Here is a 19,614-nt window from a genome sequence, read left to right as displayed (position 1 = left end):
ATTTTCATGTCCTGTTTTTTGAGCATAACATGTCCGAGGCAAGCGGACTGTGAAAAAACATTAACACTTACATTGAATTCGGGCAGATAAAAAAGCACAACCGAAGTTGTGCTGGATCAATCAGATGGATAAAAGGCAATCAGTTAAATCGACCAGTCCTGTATGTTCCAGCCCTGCGCTTTGGCTAAAACTTCAAGGCGGTCATCCGGATTCACCGCAATGGCATGATCGGCATATTCCAGCAAGAAACGGTCATTAATCGAATCTGAATAGGCCCAAGACTCGGTCACATCGCGACCTTGCAGCCACTGTTCCAGACGCACCAGCTTGCCTTGTTGATAACACGCGGTATTGATCACTTTTCCGGTATATTTGCCATCGAGTACTTCAGCATTGGTGGCAATAATTTCAGTAATGCCGAATTCACGAAAAATTGGTGCAGTAATAAAATCCGAAGTCGCGGTAATTCCGACCAGAGCATGACCGGCGTCTTTATGCCGTTGAATGGCCTTAAAACCTTCTGGACGCATTTGCGGGCGAATCACCTTTTGCATAAACAGCTGGTGCAACTCGGTTAAATAAGCATGCTCATGTTGGGTCAGAAACTGGAACACAAATTCATTATAGGCATAGGGGTCTAACTGACCTTTTTTATAGTCGTCATAGAACTTGTCATTCATGGCACGATGCTGCACCGGATCGACCAGGCCCTCGCTGACCAGAAACTCTCCCCAAGAATGATCCGAATCCGTGTTTAACAAGGTGTGATCGAGATCAAATAGCGCCAATTTCATGAAAATACTCGTAAAAACTGAAATTTAAGAAAAAAATTGTAAATCTATCTCCGCTAGTCGATAGAAATTCGTTAAGATCATAGCAATTTTAACATTTTTAAACTTTGCTTTTTTCGAGTTGGATAAAGAAATAACGCTCCCCGATGGCAAAGGTATAAATTAAACAATTTTTAGGTAGCCAAATGATCGACTCTGAGGGTTTCCGACCAAATGTCGGGATCATTTTGGCAAACGATGCTGGACAAGTTTTATGGGCAAAACGCATTGGTCATAATGCATGGCAATTTCCACAAGGAGGTATCCAATATGGAGAAACCCCTGAGCAGGCACTCTATCGTGAGCTGAGAGAAGAAGTTGGCTTATTGCCCGAACACGTCCAGATCATCGCGCAAACCAAAGGCTGGTTGCGCTATCGTTTGCCGCATCGATACATACGACCGGACTCCGATCCGGTGTGCATCGGTCAAAAACAAAAGTGGTTTTTACTCAAACTCACGGCCCCCGTTCAGCATATTCAGTTGAATCTGTCTGATCCGCCGGAATTTGATCAATGGCAATGGGTCAGTTACTGGTATCCATTAGGTCAAGTCGTGAATTTCAAACGTGATGTTTATCGCAAAGCCCTGGTGGAGTTGTGTCAGCAGCTACCCCAGCAAAAACCTTAAAAAATCGCATAAATCATGCAGATTTTTTGGTCGGCTATTGTTATAAATAAACGTATCACTGAAATTCTGAATAGACGGAGCAGACCTTATGTCGAATATGCAACTGGACACGTTGAGACGTATTGTTCAAGAGATCAATGCATCTGCCAGTTTGCATGAATCCCTCGATATCATGGTCAAGCATGTCGCGGACGCCATGCATGTCGATGTCTGCTCTATTTACCTTCTGGATGAACGTAACCAGCGTTATCTGCTGATGGCTTCCAAGGGCCTGAAGGCTGAGTCTGTAGGTCACGTATCGTTACAGACTGGCGAAGGTTTGGTGGGTCTGGTCGGCCAGCGTGAAGAAATTGTCAATCTGGACAATGCACCCAAACATGAACGCTTCCTGTTCCTGCCTGAAACCGGTGAGGAGCTGTATAACTCTTTTCTGGGCGTCCCGGTGATGTACCGCCGTAAGGTCATGGGTGTGCTGGTGGTTCAGAATAAAGAATCTCAGGATTTCTCTGAAGCCGCCGAATCATTTCTGGTCACACTGTGCGCGCAGCTCTCTGGCGTGATTGCCCATGCCCATGCGGTGGGCAATATTGATGTCTTCCGCAAGCCAAATAACCTGCCTGCCTATAAAACCTTTCAGGGTGTGTCCGGTTCAGGCGGGATTGCCCTGGGTCGTGCCGTGATTCTCTACCCGCCAGCAGATCTGGCCGCCGTTCCCGATCGTGAAGCCGATGACATCAGCGAAGAACTACAATTATTAGACAGCGCCCTCAACTCCGTCCGTGAAGAAATCCAGTCGCTCGATGACAAGATGCAGGATGCGCTGATGGCCGAAGAACGCGCCCTCTTTAGCGTATTCTTGCGGATGCTGGATGAAAATGCCCTGCCGGCAGAAATCAAGGCGCTCATTCGCGAAGGCCATTGGGCACAGGGTGCAGTGCGCATCGTGATTGATAGTCATGTGGCACAGTTTGCCCAGATGCAGGATGATTATTTACGTGAACGGGTGGCAGACTTAAAAGACTTGGGCCGCCGTATTCTGGCGCGTTTACAGGAAGCTGATGCCAGTCATCGTGAGCTGACCGATGAGAGTATTCTGATAGGGGAAGAGATTTCCACTGCAGCTCTGGTTGAACTGCCAGTGGATAAAATTGCTGCGATTGTCACCACTGAAGGTGCCATGAACTCGCATATGGTAATTGTGGCACGTGCCCTCGGCATTCCGACTGTGGTCGGTGTGACTGAACTGCCAATTAATACCCTGGATGATGTAGAAATGATCGTTGATGCGCATCAAGGCCGGGTCTTCATCAATCCGCCACGGCGTTTGCGCAGTCGCTATAAAGAAATTCAAAAAGAAGAAGAACAGATCGCCAAAGATCTGCGTCAGTACGAAACCAAAGATGCGATTACCCCAGATGGGGTAGCGGTAAAACTATACGTCAACACCGGCCTGATGATCGATGTGGTCCGTGGCGTGCAACGTGGTGCCAAAGGCGTTGGTTTATACCGTTCTGAAATTCCATTTATGCTACGCGACCGCTTCCCGGGCGAAGAAGAACAGCGCGCGATTTATCGCCAGCAACTCACTCACTTTGCCAATAAACCGGTAGTGATGCGTACCCTGGACATTGGGGCAGACAAAGACCTGCCGTATTTTTCAATTGAAGAAGAAAATTCGGCACTGGGCTGGCGTGGCATTCGTTTTACCCTGGACCATCCAGAAATTTTTTCTTCACAAATTCGCGCCATGCTTAAAGCCAGTATCGGACTGAATAACCTGCATATTCTGTTGCCGATGGTGACCAGTGTCAGTGAGGTTGAAGAAGCCCTCTATTTACTGGAACGTGATCATGCGGCGATTCAGGAAGAAGAACAGGTCAAAGTGAACAAGCCAAAACTCGGCATCATGGTGGAAGTGCCGAGTGTGCTGCATCAGATTGATGAGTTTTCCGAACTGGTCGATTTCTTCTCGGTTGGCTCTAACGATTTGACTCAATATCTTTTGGCAGTCGATCGCAATAATCCGCGGGTTGCCAATGTCTATTCACATTTACATCCTGCCGTACTGCGTGCCCTGACCCGTCTGGTGCAGGACTGTCATCGTAATGAAAAACCGGTCAGTATCTGCGGTGAAATGGCAGGTGATCCGCTGTCTGCGGTTTTGCTCATGGCCATGGGCTTTAATACCCTGTCAATGAGTTCGAGTAATATCCTGAAGGTACGTAAAACCATTTGTCACGTGCCGATGAGTGATGCACAGGAATTGCTACAGCATGTGTTAAAAATGGACAATCCACTGATGGTAAAAAGCTGGCTGGAATATTATTTCAGAACCCATGGTTTGGGTGATATGGTGAAATCAGCCACGCGTATGGTGAGTGCCTAATCCGGGACTTTTCCAGTCCCTCGACGAGTGTAGAGGTGGTTATGGAATTTCTGGTTATCCTGTTCATGCTCATTGCGGTGTTCTATATTGTTATTATTGCACCTGCCTTGCGGGCCCGGAAAAATGCGGATTATTCCGGTTCATCTTATACACGTCCTGCCAGCGGCTATGCCGATCGGCCTAAAATGTCCCCTCTATTGGGCATCGAAATTTCAGCATCCCAGCGACGGCGTTTAGGCCGAAATGATCCCTCTGTGATAGCGGCCAAACTCTATCGTCAGCAAAAAGATCAATTTGCCAGTTTTCAGCATGCCAGAACTGAACCTCACCCTGCACATTATGGACAGCCAAATCAGGGAAGACTGAATAAATTATTTAATGATTTTATACGAGATGAGCCAACAAATTCATCGCGGCGCTCCACTCAAAATACACAAAATCGTAGCAACCGCCCCGTTGCCCCGCTCTCTCCACTTGGAACCAACTCCAAACAGCCAACGCGTCATCCTCAACCACCTTACAGATCTTAAGCTGCCATTAAAAAAGGGCGATCTTCCATGGAATATCGCCCTTGTCTGTGCTTGTTGTAGCCACGTTTTGCATTTTTCTTTCGGTCTACAAAAACCTGACTTTTGTTGACTTCATGCATGTATTTTGCCACAAAATTATGGATCACCACATGCTCGACTGTTTTCTTCTTGGCCATGTTGTACTTTCGCCTTTTAACTAGATTTTAGTGAGTTTCCACGCGAGTGGGAAAATAATGATACGCCATTTTGGACAATTTTCAAGCATATTTGCCAATGCTTTTTTTAAAAATAAAGACCATTTAAGCAGGATATTCTGTATACAAAAATGAGCACTATAGCCGGAAAACATGCTGATTACATTCAGCATTTCATGATGTTTTTCACACAGACAAAACCTGATCAAAAAAAGCATTTAAAATAAATCAGTTATAAGATTTATTTTAAACAGCACGATTCATCTATTAGTTTGATCCTTTGATAAAAACAGATGAGGGACTTGAAGATTGTTATTTTCGTTTAATCCGATTCATTATTTGAGTTATCTAAAATATAGAGAATTTGATATTGTCAAAGAGTAGAAAACCGGCTATTTTTAAAAAGTAACCATTTAATTTTCAATATTTTAGACTTTATTAACTTCAAAAATATTTTTTGAGTAACATCACTCAATTATATCCTGTGAATTCCACTTTGTGCGCTAACAGCATTTATATCAAGATATTGAAAATAGAGTAAAACCTGATGCCCTTCGCAGATAACTCAATATTTTATAAATACTGGATAAACGCTACAAGATATTCAAAACTTGGAGAGGAAAAATGAGCCAAGATTTTAAAAAATGCCCTGTTACCCACCTGACCACTGAAGCGGGTGCGCCTGTGGTCGACAACCAGAACAGTATGACGGCAGGTGCGCGTGGACCTTTACTCGCTCAGGATTTATGGCTGAATGAAAAACTGGCCAACTTTGTCCGTGAAGTGATTCCAGAGCGTCGTATGCACGCCAAAGGTTCAGGTGCTTTTGGAACCTTTACCGTGACCAACGATATTACCCAATATACCCGCGCGAAAATCTTCTCGGAAGTGGGCAAGAAAACAGACATGTTTGCGCGTTTCTCGACCGTCGCAGGTGAACGTGGTGCGGCCGATGCAGAACGTGATATCCGTGGTTTTGCCCTAAAATTCTATACTGAAGAAGGCAACTGGGATCTGGTCGGCAATAACACCCCGGTATTTTTCCTGCGGGATGCGCGCAAGTTTCCAGATCTGAACAAAGCCGTTAAGCGCGACCCGAAAACCAACAAGCGCAGTGCCACCAATAACTGGGATTTCTGGACATTATTGCCTGAAGCCTTGCATCAGGTTACGATTGTCATGTCGGATCGTGGTATTCCAGACGGTTATCGTCACATGCATGGTTTTGGCAGCCATACCTTTAGCTTTATCAATGCCAATAATGAACGCTTCTGGGTGAAATTCCATATGCGCACCCAGCAAGGCATCCAGAACCTCACCGATGCTGAAGCTGAAGCATTAATCGCTAAAGACCGTGAAAGCAGCCAGACTGACCTGTTTGATGCCATCGAACGTGGTGATTATCCAAAATGGAAAATGTATGTCCAGGTGATGCCGGAACTGGAAGCTGAAACCGTTCCTTATCATCCATTTGACCTGACCAAAGTCTGGCCGAAAGGTGATTATCCACTGATTGAAGTCGGTGAGTTCGAACTGAACCGCAATCCGGAAAACTATTTCCAGGATGTGGAACAGGCGGCTTTTGCACCCAGCAATCTGGTACCGGGCATCAGCTACTCGCCGGACCGGATGTTACAAGCACGTTTATTTAACTATGCCGATGCCGCGCGTTACCGTGTCGGCGTGAATCACTCACAGGTTCCGGTCAATGCTGCACGCTGTCCGGTCAATTCTAACCGTCGTGATGGTCAGGGTCGTATGGATGGCAACTACGGTTCCTTGCCACATTATGAGCCGAACAGTTTCAGCCAATGGCAGGAGCAACCGGAATTCAGAGAGCCACCACTAAAAATCACCGGTGCTGCCGATTTCTGGGATTTCCGTGAAGATGATAACGATTACTTCAGCCAGCCACGTGCCCTGTTCAACCTGATGAATGATGAACAAAAGCAGGCCTTGTTTAATAACACGGCTGGCGCGATGGGTGATGCACTAGATTTCATTAAATACCGTCACATCCGCAATTGTTATAGTTGCGATCCGGCCTATGGCGAAGGCGTAGCACAAGCACTCGGCATGACAGTGGCAGATGCACAGGCTGCTCGTGAAACCGATCCAGCCAAAGGCTTAGCCAGCTTGCTTTAAGCTGCCTTAGCGATATATAAAAAACCACCCTCGGGTGGTTTTTTAGTGTGATATCAAGCAGTATACAAATAATACGTCACTAGAAAAAATATAACGATGAGCAACGATATTGAAGACATCATTCAACAACACGACATCATTTTATTTGATGCTGTTTGTGTGATCTGTAATGGCTGGGCACGTTTCTTGATTAAATACGATAACAAGATACAGTTTAAACTGGTCTCTGCCCAATCCCCTTTAGGTGTTGCCCTGCTCGAGCATTATCAAATGTCCACTGCACATTACAGCACGATGCTCGTCATCCAAGCTGGCACACTTTATACCGAATCCACTGCCCTGTTAAAAGTCATGCAGCATCTCGGTTTTCCGTTGAATTTAATGAGTACAGGCTATTTAGTGCCGCGTTTTATCCGCGACTTTCTGTATCGTGGCGTTGCTTTAAAGCGCTACCAACTATTTGGTAAAACTGATTATTGCCTGATTCCATCTAGCGAAAATAAACACCATTTTCTGGAAAATGCTATTCGTGAATTCTGAGCCTGTTTTCACCCAAACACTTCGCAACATTCAGCTAAGCTTGGCAATGCGCTGATTCTATCAAGGACTGATTCCAAAAATACTGTTTCAGTCCCCTGCTGAAATCACAATCTGGCAAAACCTGGGCTTTGAGCGGGTACTGGCCAAAGTCTTGGTTGGATTTTCTGGCATAGGTGAAATGCTGTTTGGCTGATGCTTTCTGTGCTTGCCATTCAACTCATCAAGCAAGAACAGCGTGAAGCCATTAGACAATAATCCGTTTGCCTTCATGTACGCAGTAAAACGGATTAATCAGCTTGGAAGAATGTTTGATAATTTCATGCAATTCATGCTCTGGTGCATCCCGATCTTCATCAGTGAGCTGGAAAGTACGGTAATGAATCGCCAGTGAGCATTTGGCCTGCAAGTCCTGATGTGCATGAAATGCATCTTCCGGATTCATATGAATCGCACGCATCAGTGCACGCGGCTCATAGGCACCGATGGGCAGCAAGGCAATTCGGGGCGCACCCAGACGCTTGCGAACCTCTTTAAAATGCGAGGCATAACCACTATCTCCGGCAAAGAAACAATGTTCCTGACCATGCAATAAGGAAAAGCCACCCCACAAAGCACAATTCTGATCACGCATACCGCGCCCCGAGGCATGCTGTGCCGGCGTATAGACAATGCGGATTTCTTCAAAAAATGCATTTTCCCACCAGTCCATCTCATGCACGGTATAGTGCTTTGGCAAATACCAGGCATTGCCCAGTCCGGTATAAATTGGCATTTCAAATGTGCTATGCAACCATTCCAGTGTGGCCAGATCCATATGATCATAGTGGTTATGGCTGAGCAACACAGCATCAATATGTGGCAGTTCATCTAGCGCAATACCGGCAGGAATGACCCGCTGCGGGCCAGTGGATGCAGAAGGACTGGCATATTCAGCCCAGACCGGATCGGTCAGGAAATTATAAGGCCCGATTTGAATGAGCACAGTGGCGTGACCAATAAACCAGATTTGCCAGTCATCTAAAGGCGCATCGGGACGCTGCTGTGGCAATGCACGCGGTCGCGCAAAAAACTCGGCACGTTCTGCATCGAGATTGATATTCCAGTTTTTGGATTTTCGGGTAATGAGCCATTTATATAAGTCAAAACGACTGTGCGCCCGAGCAGGATGCTCGAGATTACGAAACTGTTGTCCATTGAAATGATCTGAATGCAGATACTCAAATACCGGCTTAGACCAGAGATGTTTCCAGCTGGACTCCGTGGTTAACTGAAATTTTTTAGTTTTGAGAAGATCTTGCATAAACATCCACTATTTATTATTCGCTATATGCAAGACAGCAACCGCTTGAAATGGTCAGGCGACGCATCTTTTAATGAGCATACAAACTAAAAACAGGCGCACTTGAGTATAGTATGAAATCCATCACAGACAATCATGTATGTTTTTGTTATTTTAGCAAAAAAATAGCGCTCTGATAGCCTGCTGGCTGGCCGGACTAGGGGTACTATCGAGAAAGACATGATGCATGCAGTTTTTTAAAAAATACAAAATCATACCAAGCCCTACTCTGCTGATTTCAGCCAAAATTTTATCCTCATAATGTGCTGATTTGATCGTGCATGCCTGAGTTATGCAACGATTGAGAGTGCGGACGATGACATCTACTATTTTTAACATTTGGCCAATCTGCTAAATAAACTTGCTTAAACTCTTGTGAACGGATGTAGCCATAGACTTCTTTCATCTAAAAAATTTAAAGCATAAAAAAGGGCTTTCGCCCTTTTGATTTGCTACAGATTTAGCGCTTGGAAAAGTATTGCTCACGCCACTCTTTCCAAAAGTACATAATGATGCCGAACATCACCACGGCAATTCCTGCAAAGGCATGACTGCTGATGATTTCATGATTCAGAGTCGCACCAAGTACCAGTGCGATGACTGGCGTCATGACATTACTCAAAGATACTGTTGAAGCATTTAAACGCCGAATCAGCCAGAAATAACACAGCATCGCCACAATCGAGGACATGATCATGGTAAATACAAACCCGATCAGCGCCTGTGTGCCAGGCAACTGGGTCGGCATATGCTGCCAGATAAATGGAATCAAGAGCAGTGAACCGGCTGCTGATAGCAGCAATGAACCTGTCGCTTGTGACATTGGGCTTAAAGGTGCGTTGATCTGTTTGACCCAGAAGATTGAACTGATATAGGACACCATACTGATCAGCATCAGCACCACACCCCAAGGATTCACCTTGCTGTCTGCCGAATCTAAAAATACAAAACTCAGTCCGGCAATGGCAACAGCCATACCCGACCATTGCAGCCACACTAACTGATGAGTTTTTAAGATCACATGCCCGATCAGACCGGCAATCAGCGGCGAAAAACCAAAAATCAGGGCCATCAGACCTGAGGTCAGATAATTGGCTGCCAGATAAATAAACAGCTGTGCACCGATTAAATTCAGACTGCCGGCCAGATAGCTTTTCATTGAGGTGCTGTCAAAAGGCAAAGGATCACGCATGATTTTTAGCAGGAATAGCGCAATAATCGATGCGCCAAAATAGCGAATGATCAGTACCCACATCGGGTGAATCTCGGCCACGCTCCAGACAATCGCCAAAGGCGTTGCGGCCCAAATCAGCACCAGTAAAGCATAAATACTTGCCGTCACCAGCATGGGAGATGAATTTGAATTCATAAAAGACTCAATTAAAGTTAATCAGAAAGAGTTGAACTAACTTCTCGTTCAAATCCACAATCGACAATACTGATTGCGGCATGGATGCCGCCGCTAAACTGGGATATATGGACATATCCTCAGTTTAGAAAAAGATTTTTGTCACCTTGCGCCATGTATGGCTCATCTCTCAAAAGTGAGGCATTACCTACGCAAAGTAATACAAACCAAAACTGAAACTTGAGGTAGTGATCATATAGAGAGTATTCGATCAATATAAAAAAACAGACCTATGCAAAACATAGGTCTGTTCCAAGATATCTCAATACAACTTAAGCAATTTTGCGTAAGTCTTGTGCCAGATCCAAATGTTTTTCAGCTTCAAAAGCCGTATTCTTGCTGATCATTTTTTTCAGATGACGCATTTCTTTGGCCGCATTGACGGTAATACCGGCAACGATTTGACCATCTGTCACACCATACATCACAAATGAATTGTCTGCGCCTTTGGCTGCATCCATGTCACCACGAACCAGCCATTGGGTCGCTGCCATATCACCGACAAACTGGAAGTTGATATTGAGCTGATCGGTCCAGAACCAGGCCGGATTGGCTTTTGGATGTTCGACACCCATGACATGACGCGCAAAAATGCCTGCCTGAAGATTGGCATTTTCCCAAGTCTCGACACGGCGGAATTCGCCGTCTTCACGAAGTTGTGTCGCGACATCGCCTGCTGCATAAATATCGGCATTTGAAGTCTGGCAATTTTCATTGACCTTGATCGCAAGATCAGCATCTAAACCGGCTGCAATGGCAAGCTGTGCGTTTGGCACAATTCCGATTCCATAAACCACAGCATCAGCACGTAACTCTTCGCCATCAGCTAAAGTCACCACAATTTCTTCACCATCTAAACGGCAAGCTGCAACTTGAGTATTTAAGCGAACATCTACGCCTGCCAGACGGTGTTGTTCAAGCAGAAATTCACTTAAAATACGCGGTGAACAACGCCCCATTACCATTGGTCCCTGCTCAAGCACAGTCACCTGACAGTCTTTGTAACGCGCAGAGGATGCCAGTTCAAGACCGATCACACCGCCACCGATCAGCAGAATACGTTGACCTGCTTGCAATACAGGAACCAATGCCTGTGAGTCTTCAAGGTTACGCAAGGTATAGACGTGTTTGCCCAAAGCATCGAAATTAGGCAAACGGCGCGCGGCACCACCTGTTGCGAGAAGCAATTTGTCATAAGCAACAACATCACCATTTTGAAGTTCAACCGTTTTCGCGGTCGCGTTGATTTGAGTCACGCCATTGCCACGAATGGTGGTCACGCCAAGATCAGCCAGTTTTTCTGCTGACAGAATTTCAATCTTGGTGTCCTCAGGTTTTAGAATCACGTCTTTCGACAGTGGCGGACGCTCATAAGGAAGATGCGTTTCATCACCAATCAGAATGATTTTACCTGCGTACTTGTTGCCACGAAGTTCTAAAATCGCGCTTGCACCTGCCTGGCCAGCCCCTACAATTACGATGGTTTCGATGTTGCTCATGTCAATTAACCTTTTAACTCTGCAGATACGATGCCGAAGCCCGCAATCCATTCACTGATATCTTCATAGCAGTGTGTTGTCATGTCGTATTCGCCCATTTCGCTTAAGGCTGCAAATGCGGCCATCCAGGAACGGACTTCCTGACCACCACGACCGCCGTCACGACGAATTTCATCTTCTGTCATGGCTTCTAAGGTCGCAAAATCAGCGTTCTTGAAGGTTTCAAGCAGTGCACGATCCCATTCAGCATTTAAAGGAACTGCAACCGAAGTATCGCCTGCTGCCAGTTTCTGACCGACTGCAATGACTTTGCCCTGACGTGCTTCACGTGCTTCAGGCGTTGGATTACGACCTGCAATCAGGAATTCTTCTACTTGTGGTGGAACCGAACCCATTTGCGGTGTGGGTGGATCATGCGACAGACCACCTGTACCTAAAACAAGGACACGCTCATTTTCAAGGTTTAAAGATTTAATAAACTGACCTACAGCACGGCCCAAAGCAATGGTACGCTTGGGGGTTGGCATCGGTGCTGCAGCGCCATTAATAAAAATTGGAATCGTTGGATAACGATCGAGTTTGCCGTCACACAGGAAGTGCAATGGCTGAGTCACCCCATGATCCGCCTGCATACGGTAAGAATATGCAACGTCGACACCTTCATCGAGTACACGTCGAACCAAACCTAATGCTTTGTCTTCAGGTACATCAATGTGATCATTGTCTTTACCATAATCCCAGTCACCCGCAGCTTTGGCACGAATACCGACACAGAAACTTGGCATCAGGTCATAGAAGAAACCATTAAAATGGTCAGGACCAAAGGTGATGATCAGGGTTGGGTCGTAAGCTTTTACTTCAGCAGAGAGTTTTTCAAAAGCATCACGAACGGCTTGTTCTTTACGCTTTTCCTGTGGTGAAGCAAATTCCATTAACGGACTGTGCGATGCACAAATAAGTTTAACGGCCATGAGAGACTCCAAAAAGGAAGACTTAAATCCTCCCCATCCTTCCTTTAAAAAGGAGGGAGATTTTCCCCCTCTTTTATAAAGAGGGGTAAGGGGAGATTTTTAAAAGCAGATTTTTATTCGTCAAAGAAACCGGCACGGGGCTGACGTAAGCCACGAATTCCCAGACCGCATTCTGCATTGATCAGAACGCCAGTCAAAGGACGGTTATTTTGACGAGATGCCAAGAGTACGTATGAACCTGTCATATCTTCCGGTTCAGGCAAGAAATTCAGTGGCATACCACGTGCAATTTTCTCAGGATCACGTGCATCGAGCAGGCCAACATTTTCCTGACCGAGCGACGCTGCGCCTTTGATATTCACATTCATACCTGACGGTGCAACCGCATTCACTCGTACTTTAGGCGCAAGCTCATAGGCCAATTCTTTCATAATACCCACCCCTGCATGCTTAGATGCAGTATATACAGGGCCTCCGCCAGCGGAGTACAGTGCCGAATTAGACAAAGTAAATATGATAGAACCTTCAGAAGCGATCAATGCATCCAGTGCAGCCTTCGCGCCGAGAATGAGCGATTTGGTATTAATCCCCATAATCTCGTCAAAGGCTTTTTCCAGCTGCTCACCAGAGGTATTGACGATATCGGCATAATGATCCCAGATCCCGGCATTACCAACGAAACAGTCGAGTTTGCCGAAACGCTCTACAGTGGCATTCACTGCACGAACGTTGTCTGCATAGCTGGCTACATCGCCTTCAATCGCAAGAACTTTACCGCCAAAGTGTTCGTTTAATGCCTCCACTTTTGCTTTTGAACGTTGAAGAACGGCAACTTGTGCACCTTCTTCCAGGAAACGTTCCACTAGCGCCCAGCCTAAGCCTGAACCACCACCGGTAATAAGTGCAACTTCGCCTTGTAGCCAACCCATGATTACTCTCCTGCCATCTCTACATATAATGCGCCGTCTTCAACCACTACCGGGAATGTTTGAATTGGATCAGTTGCTGGCAAGCAAAGTGCCTCACCTGTTTTCAAACAGAAACGTGCAGCATGAAGTGGACATTCCACTGTACCGTCGTCTTCCAGATAACCTTCAGACATAGACGCATTGCCGTGTGAACAGCGGTCGTTCATTGCGAAGAACTCACCACCGTTATTGAATACTGCCAATGCATCAATACCATTCACGCCGCAATCTACTTTTAGCGCTTCGCCTTCGTCTAATTCGTCAACTTGGCAAACAAAAATCTTATTCATTAGAAGAATACACTCAGGTTATGTGAGCTATAGGTCGCTTGATCCAGCATGATCTTACGGTTGAAGATCTGGAAGCCGAGGCCGTCTTCAACTTTACGGATCTTGTCATGGCGTTTACCGCAGTAAATGACAATGTCTTTCTCTTTTTGCGTACGATATAGCAAATAGGTTACATATACGTCGTATTCGCCTTCAACTTCAGCTGGCTCTACGATCACGTTGCTCACCATGTGAGTGGTACGTGATGGAGGCTCTTCAGCCCAAGCCATACCGGTTTCAAGACGTGCGACACGACGCTCTAAAAGGTCTTTGGTATCGTTGAATACCCAAGTCGTCGGTGGCTCAACTGAACGGCGACGGTCACGGGTTTGCGCGTTTGGTGTGGTACGTAGCGTATAAGAAATATCTTCAGCCAAGGTATCCAACCAATCGCGGAATTTCCAGTCGTCCAGCAATTTTGCTTCGCGATACAGGAACTGACTGATTTGATGATGAAGTTCTAAACTCACTTGACTCATTTCATAAGCTCCTTCTCGTATGCGTCAGCTGCTGCTTCAACGTCTTCCCATTTTTCATGGATCAATAAATCTGCCCAGCGGCGGTACATGCCACGTGCTGCAGTTTCAGAGAAAATATAGTTGGTGATCCCCGGAATACCGTCTTCACGGATTTTCTCGTTGCCTTTACCCATTTCCATAATGAGTTTGTTTTGACGGGCTTTATAACCACGTAAAACTTTCTGGATTTCGATCCAGTTTTCAGAGTCATCTTGCTCTAGGAAACCAGCAGGACCGAAAGCACGCGTTGCAGAACGTTCAAATGCTTCTTTGACTTCTTGCGATGCTTCAGCATCCGCAATACAGAATGCCCATACTTCAGTTTTGTTTGGACCACGTGGGTGCCATACACGAAGCGTTGCCGTACCGTTCAACCAAGACAAGGTCGGGAACATGGTGTTATGACCTGCAAGACGCAGGGCACGGACTTCACCTAAACGCTCTTTTACTTCTTCATAAGTTTCGCGGAAGTAGTTGGCTACTTCACCGTCGACCCATACGTTTGCATCTGGTTTCTCTGTAAAGAAGAAACCTGAACCGTGACCACGTGAACCGTACTGAAGTGCATCTTTAGCCGTTTCCCAAACTGGACGAGCCGTTTGTGCAGCACCAAGTTTTTTCGATGCTTCATCATCTGGTTTTGCGCCAAGGACTTGGATCGCAGATGCATGAGAGAACAAGGCATGATACTGGTCAGATGCAAACTGTTCCGCTGCAAATTTCCAGTTACACTCGATTTCCCATTTGTGTACACCACCGATAATTTCTGTACCACCTGGACGACGGTCAAGTACACCATCTAGATACCAGGCGATATCGCCCATGTATTCTTCAAGATCAGGTGTGGTTTCATCCCAACAAGCAAATACCAGGCCTTTGTAAGACTTGACACGATTCACTTCGACCAAGCCCCATTGCTCTTTACATGCACCTTGTGGGTAAGCACGTTCTTCAAGCGGAATGTCTTTTAAAGAACCGTCAATGCCATAAGACCAGCCGTGGTATGGGCAAGTGAATGCACGGGTATTACCACAGTCTGCGAAACTCACACGCATAGAACGGTGACGGCACTGGTTTAAGAATGCTTTGATTGAGCCATCTTTTTGACGTGCCACGATGATCGGATCTTCACCCATATAGGTATTGAAGAAGTCACCCGCCTTTGGAATCTGGCTTTCATGACAAAGGAACAACCAAGTACGGCCAAAAACGCGTTCAAGTTCTAATTCGTAAATATCTGGATCTGTATAGATAGATGGAGTGATACGCCCATTTTGTGCATCGACTAAAGCGTCGATTTCACGCACATCAATTTTTCCACTCATGAAAAGCTCTCCTGTGACCCATCAAGGCACAAAGTAAATAGACTCAATTCGAATGGATAATGGATTTTGGATTGATTTTGGGGAAATATTTTTTTTGTTTCAATTAATAGCTTTAAGCAATTATTCCACGTGCTTGTTCTGATATTAAAACATTAATAAATATCTCAAGAGTATTTACTTTCTAAATATCAAAATAACCTTCACGACATAGTTGTTTATAGATTATACTTCTATGAAATTATAGTAAGACATTTTTTGGATTACTCTTCGGGCTGATGACATGGAATTACGACACCTTCGCTACTTTATCACCGTTGCTGAAGAACTGAACTTTAGTAAGGCAGCACTTAAACTTTATACGGCTCAACCCTCACTTAGCCAGCAAATCAAAGACCTGGAAGAAGATGTCGGCGTCAAGCTACTCAACCGGACCAAACGTAAAGTGGAGCTGACCGAAGAAGGTGCCGTATTTCTGGAACAGGCGCGTCTGACCCTGGCACAAGCAGACAAGGCCGTTGCCATGGCACGTCAGGTGTCACAAGCCAAGCAGCAAATGCTACGGATTGGTTTTGTTCCGGTGGCCGAGATGAAAATCTTCCCGTATATCTTGCCAAATCTGCGTGTGCAAAATCCGGATTTAAAAATTGAATTGCTCAGCCTGAACAATAATGAACAAATGCGTCTGTTGAAAAAAGGCGATCTGGATCTGACTTTTACCCGTCATAACTTCAATAGTGATGAAATTGAAAGCCAGTTTGTGATTCGTGAGCCTTTGATTTTTATATTACCTAAAGATCACCCATTGGCAAAATACGAGAGAATTCCAGTTAAAGCATTGAATGGTATTGATTTTATTATTCCATCAGCAGAGCAGTCACATACTTTGCATCATGCCATTCTGGACTTTGCCAAAGCCAATAACGTTGAGCTCAACATCGTACAGAAAGCGGATAATATCCTGTTCAATATCAACTCGATTGGTATCGGCTTGGGCTGCACCATATTACCGGGCTATATTGTACCGCTGACCATGGACAATACCGTAATTCGCCCTCTGGACGTGGAACTGCCATATCTGGATCTGTATGTCAGTTACCACAAAAACAACAAATCCTATGCGGTAACCAAATTTCTTGAGCTATTAACCCGGGTGTTTTATCTAGATATTAACCGCGAAGAACAGGACTAATCCCGCTCCATCTCCGATCAAGCATATGCCATTCAACTTTTGAGTGGCATGTGCTTTTTTGTTTTATCATTTTTTGCTAAAAAATTTATTTTAAATTCTATTTTTTGATAAAGGATCAATCTGTAGCTCCTTAATTGGTCGCCTGATCTGGGCTAATACTGCCTGTTTTTCACCCTAAACTCCCTTCATTTACAACTTAAGTCTAATAAAAGTTAAGTCAGTTTTTTCTCGGCTTAAATTTAATAACTTGCTAAAAATAATTAGATTTTTACATCAACCTATACAAATGAGAATCATATGCACTTAAATACATTCTGTTCAATATTTTGCCCACAAAAAAAGGATGACCGAAGCCATCCCTTTTTAAAACACGGTAAAATTATTTTACGCCGTGAACAGCAAGATAGTTTTTGATCACAGTATTGAATTCGTCTGCTTTCTCAACTTGAGACCAGTGACCACATTGGCTGAAGATGTGCGCATCAGCATTTGGAACCACATTCAGGATGTCCCAAGTACGTGATACTGGAATGACCACGTCTTGCGTACCATGAATCAATAACACTGGCACAGTAATATCTTTCATTTTTTCGAAATCAAGCGGGAATTCGAAACGGTCACGGTCACGTGCGCCAACTACATCCATCAAACGATTTGATGCATAGTCATTTGCAGCAGAAGCAAAGCGAACTTTAACCAGTTCATCCGTGATCAAGTCTTTATTTACCACAAACATTGACAAGGTTTTCTTGATGCCTTCTTCAGTCAACACCGGGTTTGCATGCGCTTTGAGTGCAGCAGTTTGTTTCGCACCGCCTGTCCCCATAGACACGATACCCAAAACACGCTCTGGATAATCCAGTGCCAACTGGAATGCCAACCAGCCACCTAAAGAGTTACCCACTAACCAGGTTTTTTCGATACCCAAAGCATCTAGCGTACGGATCGCATGGTCCACCCAGGCACGAATACCATATTCAGTGTTTGGCGCAACCACAGTTTGGCCATAACCAATGGTATCAATCGCGATGCAACGTGCTTGCTCACCAATTTGTGGCAGGTTTAACCACCAGTTTGCCGCAGCAGATACACCTGTGCCTGAACCGTGTAAAAATAGAATAGGCGTACCTTCACCAATTTCGTGGTAATGGGTCAACTCACCTTCAGCAGTTTCAATCCATTTGTCTTCCAAGCCAAAGAACGGATCTGTTTGATAGTCAGGGATTTGAACAGTGCTCATATTACTTCCTCTTACAGTCTTTCGCTTGCGTGTCCCTCTCTTTTCAAGAATTCGACGTCAAGTTGACTCATTAAAATGACTTTTTTTACATCCTTATCTTAACCGCTCAAGACGGGTCAACTGATACAAAATTACGATTGCACACTACAAAATAAATATAATTTAAGTTTATGTTTTATATGGTTATTTCAATATCAAAACCCTTATTTATTTTCAGGATTTAGTTTATGTGCAGATAGAAAAACAGCGCTACACCGGATAGCGCTCTTGATCAAGGCAGCAGAATTAGAATTTATAGGTATAAGTGGTTGCTACACGGTATTCCTGAAGGTCTGGTTTTGCTGGATTTGCAAAATTCACATCAATATACATGCCCTGTACGCCTAAACCTTTTAATTTACCTTCTGGCACAGTGTAATTGACGATTGCATTCACTTCATCCGTATTGAAGTTTTGACTTTGATATACTCCGGTACCTTGCTGATCATAGCCTTTGAAATAAATCGCTGTTGCATTTAGTCCCTTCAAGCCGACTTCAGAAAAGTCATAACCATAAGACACATGCCATGACTTTTCTTCCGGCGCTGTGAAAGTTGCGACTCCCCAGTTTGCCAAATAAGGCTGTGGCACCCAGCCTCCCAATGTCGGGAATGCACTGTCACCAAACATTTGCTGATAACCCACACCGACCGTATGCGTACCATGATTGATTTTTGCAGCTACCGATAATGCCTGGTTGTCGATCTCACCATATAATTTATCGCCAGATTCGGAGTTATTGAAATAACGCACATGACTATCTAATTTGGTTTTTTCACCTAACCCGATTTTGTAACTCACACCCAGATAATGCTGCTGGTAAATGTCTTGAACATCGGCATACCAATAACTTGCACCCAACTCTTTTGTCAGCTGGTGATCTATACCGGCAATCCACATCCCATCCGCTTCTGCACCATTATCAAATTGTGGTGGATTAAATTTGGTTAAATCACGGAACTGGTTGTCATAACGGTTGTTAATCCCGTCAATATAAGCCAGTGTAAGCTTAGTATCTTTAAGCTCTTTCGACTCTAACCATGCACCGCTATAAGTTGTTAACAACTGACGCGATGGATCAAACACTAAAACTGGCGACACTGGGCGTAATTCACCAACTTTTAATTCGGTTTCTGAAACCTTGGCTTTTAAGGTTGCACCGACTTTACCGAAATGGTCTTTTGATTGCTTGCCATCATGCGGTAAAACCCAATCCGGATTCTTATCACGACCTTTGAGTTTAACTGCATGTTGAACTAGCACATCAGCACCGACCTTTATCCCACCGCCAATATCGTGATAACCCGACTTGGCATCCAGAGTCACCCCTTGTGACCAAGAACCCCAGTTACGTGATGAAGCATCATCTTGATACTGGCGATCTAAATAGAAATTTTTAAATTTTAATTGCACATTACTGTCGTCAATAAAATCTGCATTCGCTGCAGTTGTTCCTAAAGTTGCTATCGCAGCAAACATTGCTATCCATAAGTTTTGACGACGCATCATGAGTTCCCCATTTAACAGATAAAATC

18 protein-coding genes and 1 pseudogene are annotated in these 19,614 nt (G+C 44.8%); 7 read left to right on the top strand and 12 right to left on the bottom strand.

Annotated features, from left to right (window positions below):
• Positions 1-143: 143 nt before the first annotated feature.
• A complete protein-coding gene (locus FTU44_RS06055) occupies positions 144-794 on the bottom strand; it encodes an HAD family phosphatase (protein ID WP_005095456.1) in 651 nt (216 codons plus the stop codon).
• Positions 795-976: 182 nt separating this feature from the next.
• On the opposite strand from FTU44_RS06055, the gene FTU44_RS06050 reads away from it, so the two are divergent.
• The 3 genes from FTU44_RS06050 (at position 977) to FTU44_RS06040 (ending at position 4,375) form a co-directional block, all read left to right on the top strand.
• Entirely contained in the window at positions 977-1,459 is a 483-nt protein-coding gene (locus FTU44_RS06050; RefSeq protein WP_005095455.1) for an RNA pyrophosphohydrolase, read from the top strand.
• Between the two features lie 88 nt (positions 1,460-1,547).
• On the top strand, positions 1,548-3,845 hold the full coding sequence (ptsP, locus tag FTU44_RS06045) for a phosphoenolpyruvate--protein phosphotransferase (RefSeq protein WP_005172856.1): 2,298 nt from the start codon (positions 1,548-1,550) through the stop codon (positions 3,843-3,845).
• A gap of 41 nt (positions 3,846-3,886) precedes the next feature.
• Positions 3,887-4,375, top strand: a complete 489-nt coding sequence (locus tag FTU44_RS06040) for a hypothetical protein (RefSeq protein ID WP_159516203.1) — start codon at positions 3,887-3,889, stop codon at positions 4,373-4,375.
• Here FTU44_RS06040 and FTU44_RS06035 read toward each other — a convergent pair.
• Positions 4,372-4,551 carry a hypothetical protein gene (locus tag FTU44_RS06035; protein ID WP_159516202.1) on the bottom strand — a complete coding sequence of 60 codons (180 nt, stop codon included), beginning with the start codon at positions 4,549-4,551 and terminating at the stop codon, positions 4,372-4,374. The genes FTU44_RS06040 and FTU44_RS06035 overlap by 4 nt on opposite strands.
• A 642-nt stretch (positions 4,552-5,193) precedes the next feature.
• Between FTU44_RS06035 and FTU44_RS06030 the strand changes: the two genes are divergently transcribed.
• From FTU44_RS06030 to FTU44_RS15290, 3 genes and pseudogenes are all read left to right on the top strand, one after another.
• Positions 5,194-6,714: a catalase gene (locus FTU44_RS06030; protein WP_005095448.1), complete on the top strand. Its 1,521-nt coding sequence runs from the start codon at positions 5,194-5,196 to the stop codon at positions 6,712-6,714.
• Positions 6,715-6,810: 96 nt separating this feature from the next.
• Entirely contained in the window at positions 6,811-7,254 is a 444-nt protein-coding gene (locus FTU44_RS06025) for a thiol-disulfide oxidoreductase DCC family protein (protein ID WP_179999111.1), read from the top strand.
• Positions 7,244-7,444 (top strand): annotated as a pseudogene (locus FTU44_RS15290) (DoxX-like family protein); the annotation flags it as partial. The gene FTU44_RS06025 and the pseudogene FTU44_RS15290, both read left to right, overlap by 11 nt.
• 54 nt (positions 7,445-7,498) lie before the next feature.
• Here the strand turns inward: FTU44_RS15290 and FTU44_RS06015 are convergent.
• From FTU44_RS06015 to hcaE, 8 genes are all read right to left on the bottom strand, one after another.
• Positions 7,499-8,554 carry an MBL fold metallo-hydrolase gene (locus FTU44_RS06015; protein ID WP_074383975.1) on the bottom strand — a complete coding sequence of 352 codons (1,056 nt, stop codon included), beginning with the start codon at positions 8,552-8,554 and terminating at the stop codon, positions 7,499-7,501.
• Positions 8,555-9,053: 499 nt separating this feature from the next.
• Positions 9,054-9,962: a DMT family transporter gene (locus FTU44_RS06010; RefSeq protein ID WP_100534656.1), complete on the bottom strand. Its 909-nt coding sequence runs from the start codon at positions 9,960-9,962 to the stop codon at positions 9,054-9,056.
• 311 nt (positions 9,963-10,273) lie between these two features.
• Positions 10,274-11,500, bottom strand: coding sequence for a 3-phenylpropionate/cinnamic acid dioxygenase ferredoxin--NAD(+) reductase subunit (hcaD, locus tag FTU44_RS06005; RefSeq protein ID WP_005172868.1), 1,227 nt, complete (start codon positions 11,498-11,500; stop codon positions 10,274-10,276).
• Positions 11,501-11,505: 5 nt separating this feature from the next.
• Entirely contained in the window at positions 11,506-12,471 is a 966-nt protein-coding gene (locus FTU44_RS06000) for a 3-carboxyethylcatechol 2,3-dioxygenase (RefSeq protein ID WP_074383973.1), read from the bottom strand.
• Positions 12,472-12,584: 113 nt separating this feature from the next.
• Positions 12,585-13,400 carry a 3-phenylpropionate-dihydrodiol/cinnamic acid-dihydrodiol dehydrogenase gene (gene hcaB, locus FTU44_RS05995; protein WP_005095434.1) on the bottom strand — a complete coding sequence of 272 codons (816 nt, stop codon included), beginning with the start codon at positions 13,398-13,400 and terminating at the stop codon, positions 12,585-12,587.
• Between the two features lie 2 nt (positions 13,401-13,402).
• Positions 13,403-13,729, bottom strand: coding sequence for a 3-phenylpropionate/cinnamic acid dioxygenase ferredoxin subunit (gene hcaC, locus FTU44_RS05990; protein ID WP_005095433.1), 327 nt, complete (start codon positions 13,727-13,729; stop codon positions 13,403-13,405).
• On the bottom strand, positions 13,729-14,247 hold the full coding sequence (hcaF, locus tag FTU44_RS05985) for a 3-phenylpropionate/cinnamic acid dioxygenase subunit beta (RefSeq protein WP_159516200.1): 519 nt from the start codon (positions 14,245-14,247) through the stop codon (positions 13,729-13,731). The genes hcaC and hcaF overlap by 1 nt, the downstream gene beginning before the upstream one ends.
• Positions 14,244-15,611 (bottom strand): 3-phenylpropionate/cinnamic acid dioxygenase subunit alpha, encoded by a 1,368-nt coding sequence (hcaE, locus tag FTU44_RS05980; RefSeq protein ID WP_005095430.1) that lies wholly within the window; start codon positions 15,609-15,611, stop codon positions 14,244-14,246. The genes hcaF and hcaE overlap by 4 nt, the downstream gene beginning before the upstream one ends.
• A gap of 280 nt (positions 15,612-15,891) precedes the next feature.
• Here hcaE and hcaR point away from each other — a divergent pair, with 280 nt between their 5' ends.
• Positions 15,892-16,800: a DNA-binding transcriptional regulator HcaR gene (gene hcaR / locus FTU44_RS05975; protein ID WP_074383970.1), complete on the top strand. Its 909-nt coding sequence runs from the start codon at positions 15,892-15,894 to the stop codon at positions 16,798-16,800.
• 379 nt (positions 16,801-17,179) lie between these two features.
• Here the strand turns inward: hcaR and FTU44_RS05970 are convergent, their stop codons facing one another.
• Both FTU44_RS05970 and FTU44_RS05965 read right to left on the bottom strand, forming a co-directional pair.
• Positions 17,180-18,040, bottom strand: coding sequence for an alpha/beta fold hydrolase (locus FTU44_RS05970; protein WP_005095425.1), 861 nt, complete (start codon positions 18,038-18,040; stop codon positions 17,180-17,182).
• A 285-nt stretch (positions 18,041-18,325) separates the two neighbouring features.
• Positions 18,326-19,585, bottom strand: a complete 1,260-nt coding sequence (locus tag FTU44_RS05965) for an OprD family outer membrane porin (protein ID WP_180049878.1) — start codon at positions 19,583-19,585, stop codon at positions 18,326-18,328.
• Between the last annotated feature and the right edge of the window lie 29 nt (positions 19,586-19,614).

The sequence above is a fragment of the Acinetobacter sp. YH12105 genome (assembly GCF_013419095.1).
In the GTDB taxonomy this organism is placed as follows: domain Bacteria; phylum Pseudomonadota; class Gammaproteobacteria; order Pseudomonadales; family Moraxellaceae; genus Acinetobacter; species Acinetobacter pseudolwoffii.
This window is presented reverse-complemented; position numbering and strand designations above follow the sequence as displayed.

Bases quoted from the DNA above. Each gene is read 5' to 3' on its own strand.
- hcaD (WP_005172868.1), bottom strand. From the start codon at position 11,500: ATGAGCAACATCGAAACCATCGTAATTGTAGGGGCTGGCCAGGCAGGT.
- ptsP (WP_005172856.1), top strand. From the start codon at position 1,548: ATGTCGAATATGCAACTGGACACGTTGAGACGTATTGTTCAAGAGATC.
- hcaF (WP_159516200.1), bottom strand. From the start codon at position 14,247: ATGAGTCAAGTGAGTTTAGAACTTCATCATCAAATCAGTCAGTTCCTG.
- FTU44_RS05965 (WP_180049878.1), bottom strand. From the start codon at position 19,585: ATGCGTCGTCAAAACTTATGGATAGCAATGTTTGCTGCGATAGCAACT.
- FTU44_RS06040 (WP_159516203.1), top strand. From the start codon at position 3,887: ATGGAATTTCTGGTTATCCTGTTCATGCTCATTGCGGTGTTCTATATT.
- FTU44_RS06050 (WP_005095455.1), top strand. From the start codon at position 977: ATGATCGACTCTGAGGGTTTCCGACCAAATGTCGGGATCATTTTGGCA.
- hcaR (WP_074383970.1), top strand. From the start codon at position 15,892: ATGGAATTACGACACCTTCGCTACTTTATCACCGTTGCTGAAGAACTG.
- hcaB (WP_005095434.1), bottom strand. From the start codon at position 13,400: ATGGGTTGGCTACAAGGCGAAGTTGCACTTATTACCGGTGGTGGTTCA.
- FTU44_RS06035 (WP_159516202.1), bottom strand. From the start codon at position 4,551: ATGGCCAAGAAGAAAACAGTCGAGCATGTGGTGATCCATAATTTTGTG.
- hcaC (WP_005095433.1), bottom strand. From the start codon at position 13,729: ATGAATAAGATTTTTGTTTGCCAAGTTGACGAATTAGACGAAGGCGAA.
- FTU44_RS05970 (WP_005095425.1), bottom strand. From the start codon at position 18,040: ATGAGCACTGTTCAAATCCCTGACTATCAAACAGATCCGTTCTTTGGC.
- FTU44_RS06055 (WP_005095456.1), bottom strand. From the start codon at position 794: ATGAAATTGGCGCTATTTGATCTCGATCACACCTTGTTAAACACGGAT.
- FTU44_RS06000 (WP_074383973.1), bottom strand. From the start codon at position 12,471: ATGGCCGTTAAACTTATTTGTGCATCGCACAGTCCGTTAATGGAATTT.
- FTU44_RS06025 (WP_179999111.1), top strand. From the start codon at position 6,811: ATGAGCAACGATATTGAAGACATCATTCAACAACACGACATCATTTTA.
- FTU44_RS06010 (WP_100534656.1), bottom strand. From the start codon at position 9,962: ATGAATTCAAATTCATCTCCCATGCTGGTGACGGCAAGTATTTATGCT.
- FTU44_RS06030 (WP_005095448.1), top strand. From the start codon at position 5,194: ATGAGCCAAGATTTTAAAAAATGCCCTGTTACCCACCTGACCACTGAA.
- hcaE (WP_005095430.1), bottom strand. From the start codon at position 15,611: ATGAGTGGAAAAATTGATGTGCGTGAAATCGACGCTTTAGTCGATGCA.
- FTU44_RS06015 (WP_074383975.1), bottom strand. From the start codon at position 8,554: ATGCAAGATCTTCTCAAAACTAAAAAATTTCAGTTAACCACGGAGTCC.